The sequence below is a fragment of the Flavitalea antarctica genome, from assembly GCF_054461535.1.
This window is the reverse complement of record NZ_JBTLQG010000002.1, coordinates 406,731-420,849: the sequence shown is the minus strand read 5'-3', so window position 1 is coordinate 420,849 and position 14,119 is coordinate 406,731. Positions and strand designations below refer to the sequence as shown.

The 14,119-nt window shown below is 44.5% G+C and carries 10 protein-coding genes; 8 read left to right on the top strand and 2 right to left on the bottom strand.

Going from position 1 to position 14,119, the window contains the following annotated elements; translation table 11 throughout:
* Positions 1-14: 14 nt before the first annotated feature.
* The 8 genes from radA (at position 15) to ACX0G7_RS04145 (ending at position 9,485) form a co-directional block, all read left to right on the top strand.
* A complete protein-coding gene (gene radA, locus ACX0G7_RS04180; RefSeq protein WP_458922170.1) occupies positions 15-1,406 on the top strand; it encodes a DNA repair protein RadA in 1,392 nt (463 codons plus the stop codon).
* Positions 1,407-1,469: 63 nt separating this feature from the next.
* Entirely contained in the window at positions 1,470-2,168 is a 699-nt protein-coding gene (locus tag ACX0G7_RS04175) for a ComF family protein (RefSeq protein ID WP_458922169.1), read from the top strand.
* Between the two features lie 109 nt (positions 2,169-2,277).
* Entirely contained in the window at positions 2,278-3,669 is a 1,392-nt protein-coding gene (locus tag ACX0G7_RS04170) for a choice-of-anchor Q domain-containing protein (protein WP_458922168.1), read from the top strand.
* A 99-nt stretch (positions 3,670-3,768) separates the two neighbouring features.
* On the top strand, positions 3,769-4,278 hold the full coding sequence (locus ACX0G7_RS04165; RefSeq protein ID WP_458922167.1) for a glutathione peroxidase: 510 nt from the start codon (positions 3,769-3,771) through the stop codon (positions 4,276-4,278).
* 421 nt (positions 4,279-4,699) lie between these two features.
* Positions 4,700-5,899 (top strand): DNA polymerase III subunit, encoded by a 1,200-nt coding sequence (locus ACX0G7_RS04160; protein WP_458922166.1) that lies wholly within the window; start codon positions 4,700-4,702, stop codon positions 5,897-5,899.
* A 175-nt stretch (positions 5,900-6,074) separates the two neighbouring features.
* Entirely contained in the window at positions 6,075-7,655 is a 1,581-nt protein-coding gene (gene ricT, locus ACX0G7_RS04155; RefSeq protein WP_458922165.1) for a regulatory iron-sulfur-containing complex subunit RicT, read from the top strand.
* A gap of 86 nt (positions 7,656-7,741) precedes the next feature.
* Positions 7,742-8,626, top strand: a complete 885-nt coding sequence (locus tag ACX0G7_RS04150; RefSeq protein WP_458922164.1) for an alpha/beta fold hydrolase — start codon at positions 7,742-7,744, stop codon at positions 8,624-8,626.
* A gap of 103 nt (positions 8,627-8,729) precedes the next feature.
* The gene (locus ACX0G7_RS04145; RefSeq protein ID WP_458922163.1) at positions 8,730-9,485 is read left to right on the top strand and encodes a Bax inhibitor-1/YccA family protein; all 756 of its coding nucleotides are present in this window, start codon (positions 8,730-8,732) and stop codon (positions 9,483-9,485) included.
* 92 nt (positions 9,486-9,577) lie between these two features.
* On the opposite strand, the gene ACX0G7_RS04140 is transcribed toward ACX0G7_RS04145, so the two are convergent.
* Positions 9,578-10,369, bottom strand: a complete 792-nt coding sequence (locus tag ACX0G7_RS04140) for a TIGR00266 family protein (protein ID WP_458922162.1) — start codon at positions 10,367-10,369, stop codon at positions 9,578-9,580.
* 104 nt (positions 10,370-10,473) lie between these two features.
* Entirely contained in the window at positions 10,474-14,052 is a 3,579-nt protein-coding gene (locus ACX0G7_RS04135) for an efflux RND transporter permease subunit (protein WP_458922161.1), read from the bottom strand.
* Positions 14,053-14,119: the final 67 nt, after the last annotated feature.

Below are 14,119 nucleotides of genomic sequence, written 5' to 3'. Positions count from 1 at the left end.
AACTATAAATTTTAATGAGCAAAGTCAAGACGGCATTTTTTTGTTCGGCATGCGGATATGAAAGTCCTAAATGGGCAGGAAAATGTCCATCATGTAATAGCTGGAATACATTTATCCAGGAAGTGATTCAAAAAGAGCAGGGAAAAAGTGAAAACTGGAAAGGTTATCGTGAAGACGATAAGGTAAATAAAGTAATTGCATTAAATGAGATCAAAGGGATTGAGGAAGACAGAATAATAACTCCCGACGCCGAACTTAACCGCGTTCTTGGTGGAGGCATTGTTGCAGGCAGTATAATATTAGTCGCCGGTGAACCTGGAATTGGCAAATCAACTTTGTTTCTTCAGAACGGCTTATTGCTGAAAGATCACTCGATCTTATATATTAGTGGGGAAGAAAGCGTGCAACAAATAAAAATGCGCGCCGACCGTCTTGGAATTCAAAACGATTCTTTTTATCTGCTCACCGAAACATCTACCCAGTTAATTTTCCAGGAGATCAAGAAACTTAAACCTGATATTATCATCGTTGACTCAATCCAAACTATTCATTCTTCCAATATTGATTCATCACCGGGGAGCATATCCCAGATCCGCGAATCAGCATCCGAGTTCCAACGATTCGCAAAAGAAACAAATACTCCTGTCTTCCTGATTGGTCATATTACGAAAGAAGGTAGTATCGCAGGACCCAAGATTCTTGAACATATGGTCGATACGGTTTTACAGTTTGAAGGCGACCGGCACTATGCATACAGGATCCTGAGAACGCTGAAGAACCGCTTTGGCAGTACATCTGAGCTTGGCATCTATGAGATGTCGGGTTCCGGTATGCGCGGAGTCAATAACCCGAGTGAAATTCTGATCACTCAAAAAGAAGATAACCTGAGTGGCATTTCAATCGCCGCAAGTATCGAAGGCATACGCCCTTTACTTATAGAAGTTCAGGCACTGGTTACACAGTCAGTGTACGGAACACCCCAACGAACTGTATCAGGATTTGATCTTCGTCGTCTTCAATTGTTGCTTGCAGTACTTGAAAAACGTGGAGGATTTCATTTTGGTGTGAAGGATGTATTTCTCAATATAGCCGGAGGCCTGAAAGTTGAGGATCCTTCGATTGATTTGTCTGTTCTTTGTGCCTTACTTAGTTCTTATGAGGATGTGCCGATACCCCAACATGTCTGTTTTGCGGGTGAGGTTGGCTTAAGTGGTGAGATAAGAGCCGTGAACAGGATCGAACAACGAATAGCAGAAGCCGAAAAACTCGGATTTGAAAAGATCATAGTGTCCAGGTATAATATCTCATCAGGAAGAAAAGCAGCAAAGGACATCTCCAAACAAGACTTTAAGATTGAAGTTGTAACCATGGCACGTGTGGAAGAATTGTATCAATACTTTTTCTGATGGTGTTTTAATCAGTGTGTGTTCCCTGGCAATTATTAGTTTGTAGAATAACTATCTGCCGGTATGCTGATAAAGACAGTCATTGATTCATTGACACATCTTTTCTTCCCCCATCTATGTGCCGGATGCGCGAGCGATGTGATCAACAAAAGCCAGTTGTTGTGTCTGGCCTGTATGGAAAAACTACCACTCACAAACTATCACGCACATGCGGATAACCCTGTAGAAAAAACATTTTGGGGACGTATCCCACTTAACCATGCAACCAGTTATTTATATTTCACAAAGGACTCTATTGTGCAGCAGCTGATGCATCAGTTTAAATACAAAGGCAACCAGGAAATTGGCCTGTATTTCGGACGAAAAATGGGGTCCGCTCTTTCCTCCGCCGCAAGGGTTGGAAAGCCGGATTTGCTTGTTCCCTTGCCGCTTCACCCAAAAAGACAGCAGAAGAGGGGTTACAACCAGGCAGAAGTGCTTTGCCGCGGCATGGCAGAGTCAATGGGAATTCCCGTACTGGAACAGGCAGTAACAAGAGCCAGCCAGACCCAAACCCAAACTCACAAGAACCGGGAGTCGAGATGGCAGAATATGGAAGGAAAATTTGTGTTGAAAGATCCGTCCGCCCTGGAAAACAAACATGTGATCCTGGTAGATGATGTCATAACTACCGGGGCCACGCTGGAAGCCTGTGGCATTGAATTACTCAAGGTGAGGGGTCTTCTACTGAGTATTGCCACTCTCGCATACACCGCCGCCTGAATGCAATTATCCAATGTTCGCTGTGATCGGCGGCAATTAACGGCCGCCTTATACGTTTACTCCCCGGTTTAGGACCGGATAAAATTTATATCAATACTTTTGAATGCTGATGAAGGCTTTAAACGGTTTAATTATTTTTGTTGCACTCCTGGTCTGCAGTTGTAAAAAAGAGGGTTTCATAACGAGTCCCGATGCTCAGATCAGCTTCTCCGCCGATACTTTATATTATGATACCGTTTTCACAAGTGTCGGATCGGTTACCAAATTCGTCAGGATCTTCAATAATAACGATCAAAAACTGCTTTTGAGTGCTGTGGAACTGGCTGGTGGCGCCAGCTCTCCTTTCAGGATAAATGTTGATGGAATAGCAGGCAATGCTTCCGGTATTGAAATCCTTCCCAACGATAGCCTTTATGTATTTGTGTCCGTACAGGTCAATCCCAATACACAAAATCTTCCCTTTATTCTTCGCGACAGTCTGCGGGTAAGCTACAACGGCAACGAAAAATTTGTCCAGTTGCAGGCGTGGGGACAAAACGCGGTGTTTTTGAAGAATTATACCGTTACAGGTAACGAAACCTGGACAAACGAAAAACCTTTTGTTATTCTTGACCGCCTGTTGGTCGATAAAAACGCAAAGCTGACAATCGGCAAAGGAACAAAGCTTTATTTTCACGCCGATGCCCCATTGCTTGTTGATGGTACCCTCCATGTGAAAGGAGAAAAGGCTGATAGTTTAAAAGTAAGCTTCCAGGGAGACAGGCTGGACCTGCCCTATCGCGAATATCCTGGCTCCTGGCCGGGAATATATTTGCAGGCGCCGAGCCACGACAATATACTCGAATTCGCAGAGATTAAAAATGCTTACCAGGGCCTGGTGGTTGACCAGCCTGCAGCAAATGGTCTTCCAAAACTTGTGCTTAACGAATCAGTAATTCAGAATTGTTTTGATGCCGGACTAATAGCTATCCGTACGGAGATCCGGTCCAGGAATACCTTGATCACCAATTGTGGCAAAAACATGATCATTGCATTTGGCGGAAAATATGAATTTACTCACCTGACAAGCGCCGCTTATTCCAACCTGTATATAACACATAAAGATCCCGTACTGTCAATCACTAATGTTTTTGAAGACCCCTCAGCAATATTCACAGCGGATCTTAATGCTTCATTCGTGAACTGTATATTTTGGGGCGATGAAGGTCTCGTAAAAGATGAAGTAGTTGTCAGAAAGGAAGGAAATGCTGCATTCTCGGTCAACTTTGCCAACTCACTCTGGAGAATGTCGGGGGTGCCGGCCAATATTACCAGTTCCGCAATGATCAATAACCAGGATCCGATGTTTACCCTGGTGGACAATGACAAAATCCAGTATAACTTTCGCCTGAAGGAAAACTCACCGGCCATCGGCAAGGGTAAACCAGCCGGGGTAACTACTGACCTCGACGGTAAGCCACGCAAGCCTGTTCCCGATATGGGAGCCTACGAACGCCCGTAATCATGATTTAAAAGACTGTTTGCGTTTTTACAACAATTGGTGCTTTACCCTTGTTTACCTAATTTACAGGTTATATTAATTCAATCTAAAACACATTTTATGATCCGGCTTGCGATTTTATCAATATTGTTTTCAGTGACAGCGTCTATCTATGACTTTAAAGTTCCGGCGCTGGAAGGTGGGTCAATTGACTTTTCAAAGTACAAAGGCAAAAAAGTACTCATTGTGAATACTGCCTCAAAATGTGGCTTAACACCACAGTATACCGAGCTCCAGGCACTTCATGAGAAGTATAAGGATAAGCTTGTTATAGTCGGGTTCCCTGCAAACAACTTCAAACAGGAAAACGGCTCGAATTCAGAGATCAATGAATTCTGCAAAAAGAACTATGGGGTCACTTTTACCATGGCTGAGAAAGTTTCTGTGAAAGGCGATGATATACATCCTTTATTCAAATATCTCACCGAAGAATCAGCTAAAATGGGTATCGAAGATCCGATCAAATGGAACTTTACAAAGTTTTTACTGGATGAACAGGGCAAACTGATAGCGGTTATTCCAAGCAAGGTTCCCCCATCAGATGAGTCATTAACCAAATGGCTGAAATAGACCTGCACATTTGGTTAACGATTTTGCCGGACAAACAATACTCCGCATCTGGTTAGTTATATTCTTATCGCTTCATTGAGAAATAATATCGTTTCTCAATGGAGTTTTGTTTTGTGTCTGTTCCAAAAATCGGCAAAATCCATCCATTCATCGAAACCTGGCACCCGACCGTCGAATAAATTACGTCGCCGGCAATTGATTTTACATCTTTGTCTCATCATCCGATACCGATTAAAAAACCAACCACATCCAATTAACCTAACCCTAAACCCTTTAAAAGTCCATTAAAACATCCAATCCGTGTAAAGACCGTCCGTTGTACGTTACTTAGTCAAAATCTCTGAACCGCCCTCCTGACAGGGGCGGTTTTGTTTTGCGCCTGCTCACAATCCTTATATTTGCAGCCCATTTACCAATAGCGATGTTATTTAAAGACATAATAGGTCAGACTGAAGTGAAGAGCCATCTGAAAGAGATGGTCCATCATAACCGCCTGAGCCATGCACTGCTTTTCCTGGGCAAAGAAGGTTCCGGCGCGTTGCCCCTGGCTATCGCATTTGCGAACTATATATGTCTTTCCTCCGGCCGCAACGGGTATCCTGAACTTACCGGTATGCAGGCGGAAGACACCGATCCTGACACATTGATCCAGGCTCATCCCTCGTATTCAAAAGTCAGGGCCATGGTTCATCCTGATATACACTTTTCATACCCGGTGATAACTAAAAAACCAGGTCAGAGCCCGATAAGTACGGATTATATCCAGGAATGGCGGGAGTTCATCACCAAATTTCCATATGGCAATGCATTCGACTGGCTGCAGTTCATAGGCGCCGAAAACAAACAGGGAAATATCACCGCCCAGGAATGCAATGATATTATACGCAAGTTGAATCTGAAGAGCTTTGAAAGTGAATATAAGATCCTGCTGTTGTGGATGCCCGAATACCTTGGTAATGAAGGCAACAAATTATTGAAACTCATTGAAGAGCCGCCGGCAAACACACTGTTCATCCTGGTTTCCGAAAATGAATCACTGGTCCTGCAGACAATTCTTTCGCGGACGCAGCTGATTAAGATCCCGGCTCTTGAGAATCATGAAATAACCCAGTCCCTGATTTCACGCGCAAATATTCCACCTGAGCAGGCCGCCCGGATCAGTGCCGTTTCAGAAGGGAGCTACCGCGAAGCGCTGCAAATGATCCACCATGCCGATGAGGACTGGATCTCCCTGGTAAGGGAATGGCTGAACGCTATAATGAAAAACGGCCCCATTGCACAGGTAAAATGGGTAGACGAGATCTCCAAACTGGGCCGGGAGAGACAAAAGCAGTTTCTCCGGTATTTTAATCATTTGCTGGAACAGTCCATCCGGCTGAAAACGATGGGTAGCTATTATGAAGAGCCAGGTAATGAACACCTGATGCCGGCCAATGAAAAAGAATTTGCGGCAAAGCTAAACAACCGGGCGGGACTTGCTGAACTGAAGGCGATTATCGAGGAATTGGACAAGGCCAGCTATTATATCGAAAGAAATGCTAATCCGAAAATGCTGTTCCTCGCCCTGACTATTAAACTGTACCACATCATTGCGGATAAATCCGTAATTTTGGTAACCTGAGATAAGAGAATGAGTGATTTGTGAATTTGAGGTATGAGGTTCGAAGCATTTTGATTTAAGTATATTATATATATTTTGTGTTGTTTGCCTGTGTATATCCGCTCCGGAACCCTTTCTTCCTGCGCTCCCCTCTTTTGTCTCCAGAGTAATTATTTATTCATTTAACCTAAGTAAGATGGGATGTAGTTCATGTGGAACAGGCGCAGCCGGTGGCAAGGTGTCGGGCTGTCAAAGTAACGGAGGATGTAGTACAGGAGGTTGCAACCGGATGAATACATACGACTGGCTTGCCAATCTTCCTATCAGCTCTGTCGAAAGTTCCTGCAGGGTTGTCGAAATCAGTTTTAATAACGGAAGCAGGAAGGATTATTTCCGAAATAGCACGGTGCAGATTTTTGAAAAAGGTGATATGGTAACCGTTGAAGGTGTCAGCGGCTTTGATGTGGGTGAAGTTTCACTGACCGGTGAGGTAGTAAGGATTCAACTGAAGAAAAAAGGAATCCAGGAGCAGGATTCAGAAATGAAAAAATTGCTCCGGCGTTCTACAGAAAAAGATATCGAACTGCTACAGCAAAATAAAGCCCGTGAAAAAGAGGCTATCATCAGGGCAAGAGCGATTTCAAAGCAACTGAATCTGAACATGAAGATCAGCGAGGTTGAGTTCCAGGCCGATGGCCGTAAGGCAACTTTTTTCTACATAGCAGACGACCGGGTTGATTTTCGTGAACTGATCAAAATTTACGCAAAAGAATTTAAGGTAAAGGTTGAAATGCGCCAGATAGGTGCCAGGCAGGAAGCGGCGAAGGTTGGAGGTATTGGAAGCTGCGGTCGCGAACTGTGCTGCAGTACCTGGCTTACTGATTTCAAATCGGTAAACACTACGGCGGCACGCTATCAGAATTTGTCAATCAACCAAAGTAAACTAAGTGGTCAATGTGGAAGGCTTAAATGCTGCCTGAATTATGAACTTGACACTTACCTGGATGCGCTCCAGGGATTTCCGGATAATGCGGATACTATACAAGTGGCTAAAGGCACAGCAATACTCATCAAGAAAGATATTTTCAAGAACCTGATGTGGTACATTCTGCCGGACAGCAGTAAGCAGTATCCCCTCGCCATTGACCGGGTCAAAAAAATAAAGCAGTTAAACCAGAGAGGCGAAATACCCCCGGAGCTGGAACCAGCGGACCTCACTCCTAAGACCAGGGAAGTGGAACCAGAGTATGCTGATCTTGTAGGGCAGATCAGCCTGAAAACGCTTGAAAAGGCAGAGAAAAAGAAAAAGTTTTCAGGTCCCGCACAACAAGGTCGTGGAAATCAGCAGGAGAGAGGCGGTCAGGCCGGAGATCGTGTGCAACAGGGAGAACGCTCACAGCAAACTGAGCGTGGACCGCAGCAGCGGACACAGGGTCAACGACCTAACCAGCAACAACCAGCCAAAGCACAACCGGGCAAAGGAAACCCGCAGGCTGCAAAGCAGCCTAATCAAAAAGGCGGTCAGCAGAAAGGTCAGCAACCACAGCGAGCACCCCAGCAGGGTAAACCACAACAGGGACCTCAGCAGCCAAGACCGCAGCAGCAATCTCAGCCTCGGTCACCGCAGCAGAGACTGCCTTTACAGAAACCTCAGCAGCCGAAACAAACGCTGCCTTCACAACAAAACCCGGGAGATGCCCCGGGTCAGCAAGTGAACCCGGCGCCACAGCAACGTCCGCCTCAACCAGGTGGCGAAAGCCCTGCACAACAGCCGTGACGCGGAATAGCTTAAGTTCATAAATTTATACAGACATAATATGGGGCCGTTCTTTTAAATAAGAACGGTTTCTTATTTTTATGCCGATGCGTCGTTTTGTTATGAAATCCTTGCTGGTTCTCTCCATCATATTAATCATCTGGATAATCGTTGCCCCCGGTTGTATGACCTTCAGGAATCCTGATAGTGACATGAAGGCGATGTTTAGCAAGGCCGGGGTTGATCTTTCGACGGAAACATTAAAGTTTGATAAAAAGAAAATTCATTTTGCAAAAACGGGCAGCGATAGTCTGCCAACGCTTGTTTTCATTCACGGTACTCCGGGAAGCTGGGATGCTTTCTCCGGTTATATGCAGGACAGAGATCTTCTTCAGCGTTACCGGATGATATCTATCGACAGGCCCGGGTTTGGATATAGCGACTTCGGTGAACCACTTCGCCTTTCTGAACAATCAATTTTACTAAACGGCACCGTAAATACCCTGCGCAACGGCAAACCAATTTACCTGGTCGGCCATTCCCTCGGAGGACCGCTGATTGTGCTGATGGCCGCTGACAATCCTGATTATTATAATGGACTTATAATGATTTCCGCTTCGGTTGACGCGCTCCTTGAAAAACCGGAAAAGTGGCGACCTTTTCTCTTCAAAACTCCCCTGAATTACATCATCCCCGGGGCATTTCGTCCTTCTAATGAAGAACTATGGTATCTTAAAAAGGATCTCGTAGATCTTAAAACACAGTTTACAAAAATCGAAATACCGGTATATTTTATCCATGGTTCACAGGATACCTGGGTTCCGCCAGCCAATGTCGAGTACGCGAAGAAACTGCTGGTCAACGCTTCTAGAATTGATGAACTGATGATACCAGACGGAAATCATTTTATACCATGGACAAAATACCAGGAAATAAAAAATATACTCCTGGGATTAGATAATAACAGAAGCAATAAGCCTGTAGGCCAGTAATATTCGGCCTGTCGGCGCAAGACTTTGTTAATCTGCCGGGGCACCCCGATTGTTACCTTATTGTAGTATAATTTTGTACCTTGTTTACATAACTCAATATATTATGGAAATATTCAAGTCCGGTAATCCGGTTTTAAGTGAGAAACGGTTTGAAAAAACAGTTGACCGTTCAAACAATGATGTAATGACGCAAAGCGGAACCCTGAATAAGTTCGGCTTAATGATGTTATTACTGATCGCTTCAGCAAGTTTTACCTGGAAAGCAGCAGCTGAAGGAAAAAATGTAATGCCCTGGATGATCGGAGGAGCTATCGGGGGATTGATTGTAATTATTATACTTGCTTTCAAGCCCCGGATTTCCGGAATCCTTGCGCCGGTTTATGCCTTGCTTGAGGGCGTATTTGTCGGAGGTATCTCTGCATATTATAACAATGCATTTGATGCCTATGCCCCAAACATAGTTATGCAGGCGGTGGGCCTCACCTTCGGGGTAGTTATCGCTATGTTCGCGCTTTACAAATTTGGTGTGATCAAAGCAACGCAAAAATTCAAATCCATTGTTTTTGCGGCAACCGCGGGGATCGCAGTGTTTTACCTCCTTTCTATGGTTTTGGGAATGTTCGGTGTGACCATGCCTCTGATCCATGAGAGCACTACTATGGGCATAATATTTTCACTCGTTGTTGTTGCCGTGGCCGCCTTGAACCTGATACTTGATTTCGATATGATTGATCAGGGCTCCGCAATGGGTGCTCCAAAATATATGGAATGGTACGGCGCAGTCGGATTGCTTGTAACCATTGTATGGCTTTACCTGGAAATACTGCGTTTGTTATCAAAGCTGTCCAGGAGAGACTAAGTAAGAATTTAAAATACAAGATTGTTTAAGATAAAAAGTCCCGGTATGCAATGCGTACCGGGACTTTTTTTATTGTATTAACTATTGGCGGCTTATCTGCCATCTCCATCGAGAAGATTGCCAAGACCACCAAGCAGACTGCCCTCTTCCTTACGGTTATAACTTCCATAAGCCAGGATGCGGCTTGCCAACCTGCTGATGGGAAGCGTCTGTATCCAGATCTTACCAGGCCCCCTGAGCGTTGCAAAGAATAAACCCTCTCCACCAAACAAAGTATTTTTAACGCCACCTACAAATTGAATATTATAATCGATTGTTTTTGTATAAGCGACAAGACAACCTGTATCAACCCGCAGAAACTCTCCCGGTTGTAAAGTCTTTTCGAATACATGACCGCCGGCATGAACAAAGGCCATACCATCGCCCTCCAGTTTCTGCATGATGAATCCTTCTCCCCCAAAAAGGCCGGTTCCAAGTTTACGCTGAAACTCTATACCGACCGTTACGCCTTTGGCGGCGCATAAAAACGCGTCTTTCTGGGCCACGACCTTACCCCCAAGTTCCATAAGGTCTAAGGCAATGATCTTACCCGGATAAGGAGATGCAAAACTTACCCGCTTTTTTCCTGCGCCTGTATTGGTGAAGGCAGTCATGAATAAACTTTCACCGGTGATCAGTCGCTTGCCGGCCGACATTATTTTACCCAGGAAACCTTTGTTCTGTTGTGAGCCGTCACCAAAGATTGTCTGCATTTCAATTCCCTCATCCATCATCATAAATGCACCACTTTCCGCGACTGCTGTTTCGCTTGGATCAAGCTCTACCTGCACATACTGCATCTCTTCTCCATAAATCCTGTAGTCAATCTCATGATTTGTTCTCATATACTAAGTTTATAGTTTTGCAGCTTAAAATTAAAAAAAGTTGACCAACATGGATCAACTTTATTTAGTTCAAAATATGTGCCTGCTGATGTTCGGATCAGTAATCAGAACCAGCTACCAATGAAGGCTTCGTTAACCCGCGCATCCTTCAACCGGTTTCTTCTTCTTCTCACTTTAAAGGCGTGGACAATCATTGTCCAGATCATCAGAAATATAAACAGGAAGGTGAAAGGCGGAATACCGAGCATGCTTATCCAGCGGCCACCAAACATATTGCGCATTGGACGTTTCAATCTTTCTGCGATAAGATACATAGCCGGCACAATAACCAGTGTCATGAAAAACGCCAGGATGAGACCAAAGATAATTGTCCAGCTTAGCGGCTTCCAGAATGCAGCGTTATCGCCTCCGAAAAAGATATGTGGATTGAGTTCTGAAAACATCCGCACGAAGTCAATATTCAAACCAACAGCCAGCGGTATAAGTCCCAGGATAGCCGCGATAGCAGTAAGCAAAACCGGGATGATACGTGTTTTACCGGCCTGGATTATTGCTTCCCTTGTTTTAAGGCCCCGGGCTCTCAACTCTTCTGCAAATTCCAGAACAAGGATACCGTTTTTGATAACGATACCAGCCAGGCCAAGGATACCTACACCCGTCATAACCACTGAAACCTGCATGCCGGTGAGAGCAAATCCCAACAAAACCCCAATTACACTAAAGATAATTTCAGTTAGGATAATCACAGACTTGCTGATTGAATTAAACTGAACCACCAGTATGAAAAGGATCAACAGAAGTGCTATAACAAGTGCCTTTCCAAGGAACGCTCCTGTCTCCGCCTGTTGTTCGCCCTCACCGGTTTGTCGCACTGTAACACCATCCGGCTTTTGTTTGAAATTACTAATATGCTCAGCCAATTCTTCGTTTACAGCAGTCGGAGTATAACCCTGTGTTTCGAGTACATTTGATCTAAGACTGATTACCCGTTTGAAATCCTTTCTTTTGACACTACCTAACGTGCTCGTATAGTCGACCTTTACCACCGAACTGATCGGTATACGTTTGATGCCGCCCGTCATTTCCCTGAACACAATATTCATATTCAGCAAGTCCGCAATGTTACGCCTTTGCAACTCTTCGTTTCTCAATTGTATTTTGTATTCATCCTCACCATCTTTGATCTTTGATACTTCCCGGCCAAACAAGGCTGTGCGTATTTGCTGACCAACCTGCCCGGTAGACACTCCATTTATTAATGCACGTTCCCTGTCTACGGTAAGTGTGATCTCAGGATTGTTCAGGTCTATGTCCATCTTTAATTCTTCCACGCCTGGTACCTGAATGCTATCCAGGTAATTTTTCAGGTTGACCGCAGTTTTAATAAGCTGGTCGAAATCTTCACTGGCTACTTCAATATTAACCGGTGGTTCGGTGGGTGGTCCGCTTGCTTCCTGGTCAACACTTATCTCAGCCCCCGGTATTCCTTTTATCACCTTCCGGATCGAATCCAGATATGGTTTCGTAGAGGTGCCATGCCTCTTCTCAAATTCAACAAACGAAACCTGCACCCGGCCAAGTTCGGTTCTCGTGCTACGATCTCCGCTCATCGGATCACCGGCACCGATGCCCACATTACTGATAACGCTCTCAACCACGTGATTGCTTTTGCCAGGACCGATACCTAATACCTGGTTGACTTTGGTTTCAAGTGTTCTTGTAACCGAGTCGGTGAAGTCAACACTGGTGCCAACCGGTAACTTGAGATATACATAGATCTGGTTGGGATCAGCACCCGGAAAGAAAACAACCGGCACATTACGGGCAATGAAAAATACAACAGAAAATATAAGCAGCAGAAATGTGCCTATCAGCAGATGTACAGGTCTCCATCCTTTAAGACCCCACCTCAGCAAGGTTTCATAATGATTCATGATCCAGGGAAGAACCCTGTTCTGAAAACCATGAATAAGGTTTTCAAATATGAACCTGTTAAGCAGCACCAGGATAATGATGAAGAGTAAGAGATTGCCTGCAAAAGTGAGCCCGGCAAGATCTAGCAGGATGCCTATGGCAATTGCCACCCAGAATATGGGCTTTTTAAATATCGCTGATTTGGGTTCTTTTTTGGTATGATCCGTGTGACCCATGAAGTCAACTGCAAAAATCGGATTCATAATAAACGCAACGATCAGCGATGCACTCAGGGTGAAGATCAGCATTGCCGGCAGGTATATCATGAATTTTCCGATAATACCCGGCCAGAATAATAGTGGCACAAAAGGAGCAAGCGTGGTAAGCGTACCCGCCAGTACCGGTACAAACACCTCACCCGCGGCCATGATCGCCGATTTTTCCGGGCTGATCTTACCCTTTCCTTCGATAAGGATACGGTGTGTATTTTCAATGACCACGATCGCATCGTCCACTATAATCCCAAGCCCGAATAAAAGCGCGAAAAGAACGATGAAGTTTAAAGTTACATGCCCCCCGACAACAAGATCAGCTGCTGGCAGAGCTACAAATGCCACGAACATACTCAGCGGTACGCTGAGTGCCACGAAGAATGCATTTACAACCCCCATGAAAAACATCAGGATGATCAGTACGAAAAGAAAACCCAGTACGATTGTATTAATAAGATCCGTAAATGAAGTCCTTGCTGCTTTACTCTGATCGCCTGTTATAACAACATCCACATTTTTTGGAAGTGTGGTTGCCTTCATTTCATCGGTGAGCTTTTTGACATCATCAGATGTTTCAATAAGGTTTTCACCAGCTCTTTTGATAATGTTTAGGGTGATAACGTTTTTGCCATCGAGACGGGCAGTGCTTTCTCTTTCCTTAAGTGTATCTTTTATTACAGCGATGTCCTTCAGATAAATCGGGAAGCCCGAAGTGTTCTTTACCACGACATGCTCAATATCATATGATGTTTTGAACTGGCCTTTCAACTGGAGATTACGACGCATGTTACCAACATCAAGCAAACCACCGCTCACATCCAGGTTCTCACGGGCGACAGCATTGGCAATATCATCAAAGGTGATACTGTTCGCCTGCATCCGCGAGTTATCTACATTGATCTGAAACTCCCGCTCGGGCGCACCGACAAGATCTACCCGATTTAGCTGCGGTAATTCTTCCAGCCTGTCCTGCATATCATCTGCATAGGCTTTCAGTCGCATAAGATCAATATCGCCACTCAGGTTCACATACATCACCGGCTGTTCACTGAAACTTACTGACTGGGCAGTTGGTTCCTGGGTAAGATCAGTAGGCAGGTCCTGCTTCGCTTTGTCGATTGCATCTTTTACTTTCTGTAATGCAATATCAGGATCAACATCTGTGTCAAACTCAACCTGGATCGCAGAATAATCCTGCTGTGAAGTACTGGTTGTTTTCTGAATTTTAACGCCGGTGATGCCCTTGATTTGTTTTTCGATTGGCTGGGTTACAAGATTCTCAATATCCTTTGGTGAGTTACCAACATAAATTGTAGACACATAAATTGTTGGTATCACAAGATCAGGAAACTGCTCTTTCGGAAGTGTAACGAATTGGTATATTCCCCCAAGACTTACAATCAACATGACCAGGTAAATAGCTGTTTTATTTTTTATACTCCAGGTGGTCGGCTTAAATTCCTTATGCGGACCATTAGGGTTTTCGAGTACACTCATACAATTAATTTGAAAGCGTTATCATCTGATTATCTAATCTGATCCTGTCTCTTAAATTTCTTCGACA

Bases quoted from the DNA above. Each gene is read 5' to 3' on its own strand.
- ACX0G7_RS04175 (WP_458922169.1), top strand. From the start codon at position 1,470: ATGCTGATAAAGACAGTCATTGATTCATTGACACATCTTTTCTTCCCC.
- ACX0G7_RS04145 (WP_458922163.1), top strand. From the start codon at position 8,730: ATGGAAATATTCAAGTCCGGTAATCCGGTTTTAAGTGAGAAACGGTTT.
- ACX0G7_RS04165 (WP_458922167.1), top strand. From the start codon at position 3,769: ATGATCCGGCTTGCGATTTTATCAATATTGTTTTCAGTGACAGCGTCT.
- ricT (WP_458922165.1), top strand. From the start codon at position 6,075: ATGGGATGTAGTTCATGTGGAACAGGCGCAGCCGGTGGCAAGGTGTCG.
- ACX0G7_RS04135 (WP_458922161.1), bottom strand. From the start codon at position 14,052: ATGAGTGTACTCGAAAACCCTAATGGTCCGCATAAGGAATTTAAGCCG.
- ACX0G7_RS04170 (WP_458922168.1), top strand. From the start codon at position 2,278: ATGAAGGCTTTAAACGGTTTAATTATTTTTGTTGCACTCCTGGTCTGC.
- radA (WP_458922170.1), top strand. From the start codon at position 15: ATGAGCAAAGTCAAGACGGCATTTTTTTGTTCGGCATGCGGATATGAA.
- ACX0G7_RS04160 (WP_458922166.1), top strand. From the start codon at position 4,700: ATGTTATTTAAAGACATAATAGGTCAGACTGAAGTGAAGAGCCATCTG.
- ACX0G7_RS04150 (WP_458922164.1), top strand. From the start codon at position 7,742: ATGCGTCGTTTTGTTATGAAATCCTTGCTGGTTCTCTCCATCATATTA.
- ACX0G7_RS04140 (WP_458922162.1), bottom strand. From the start codon at position 10,369: ATGAGAACAAATCATGAGATTGACTACAGGATTTATGGAGAAGAGATG.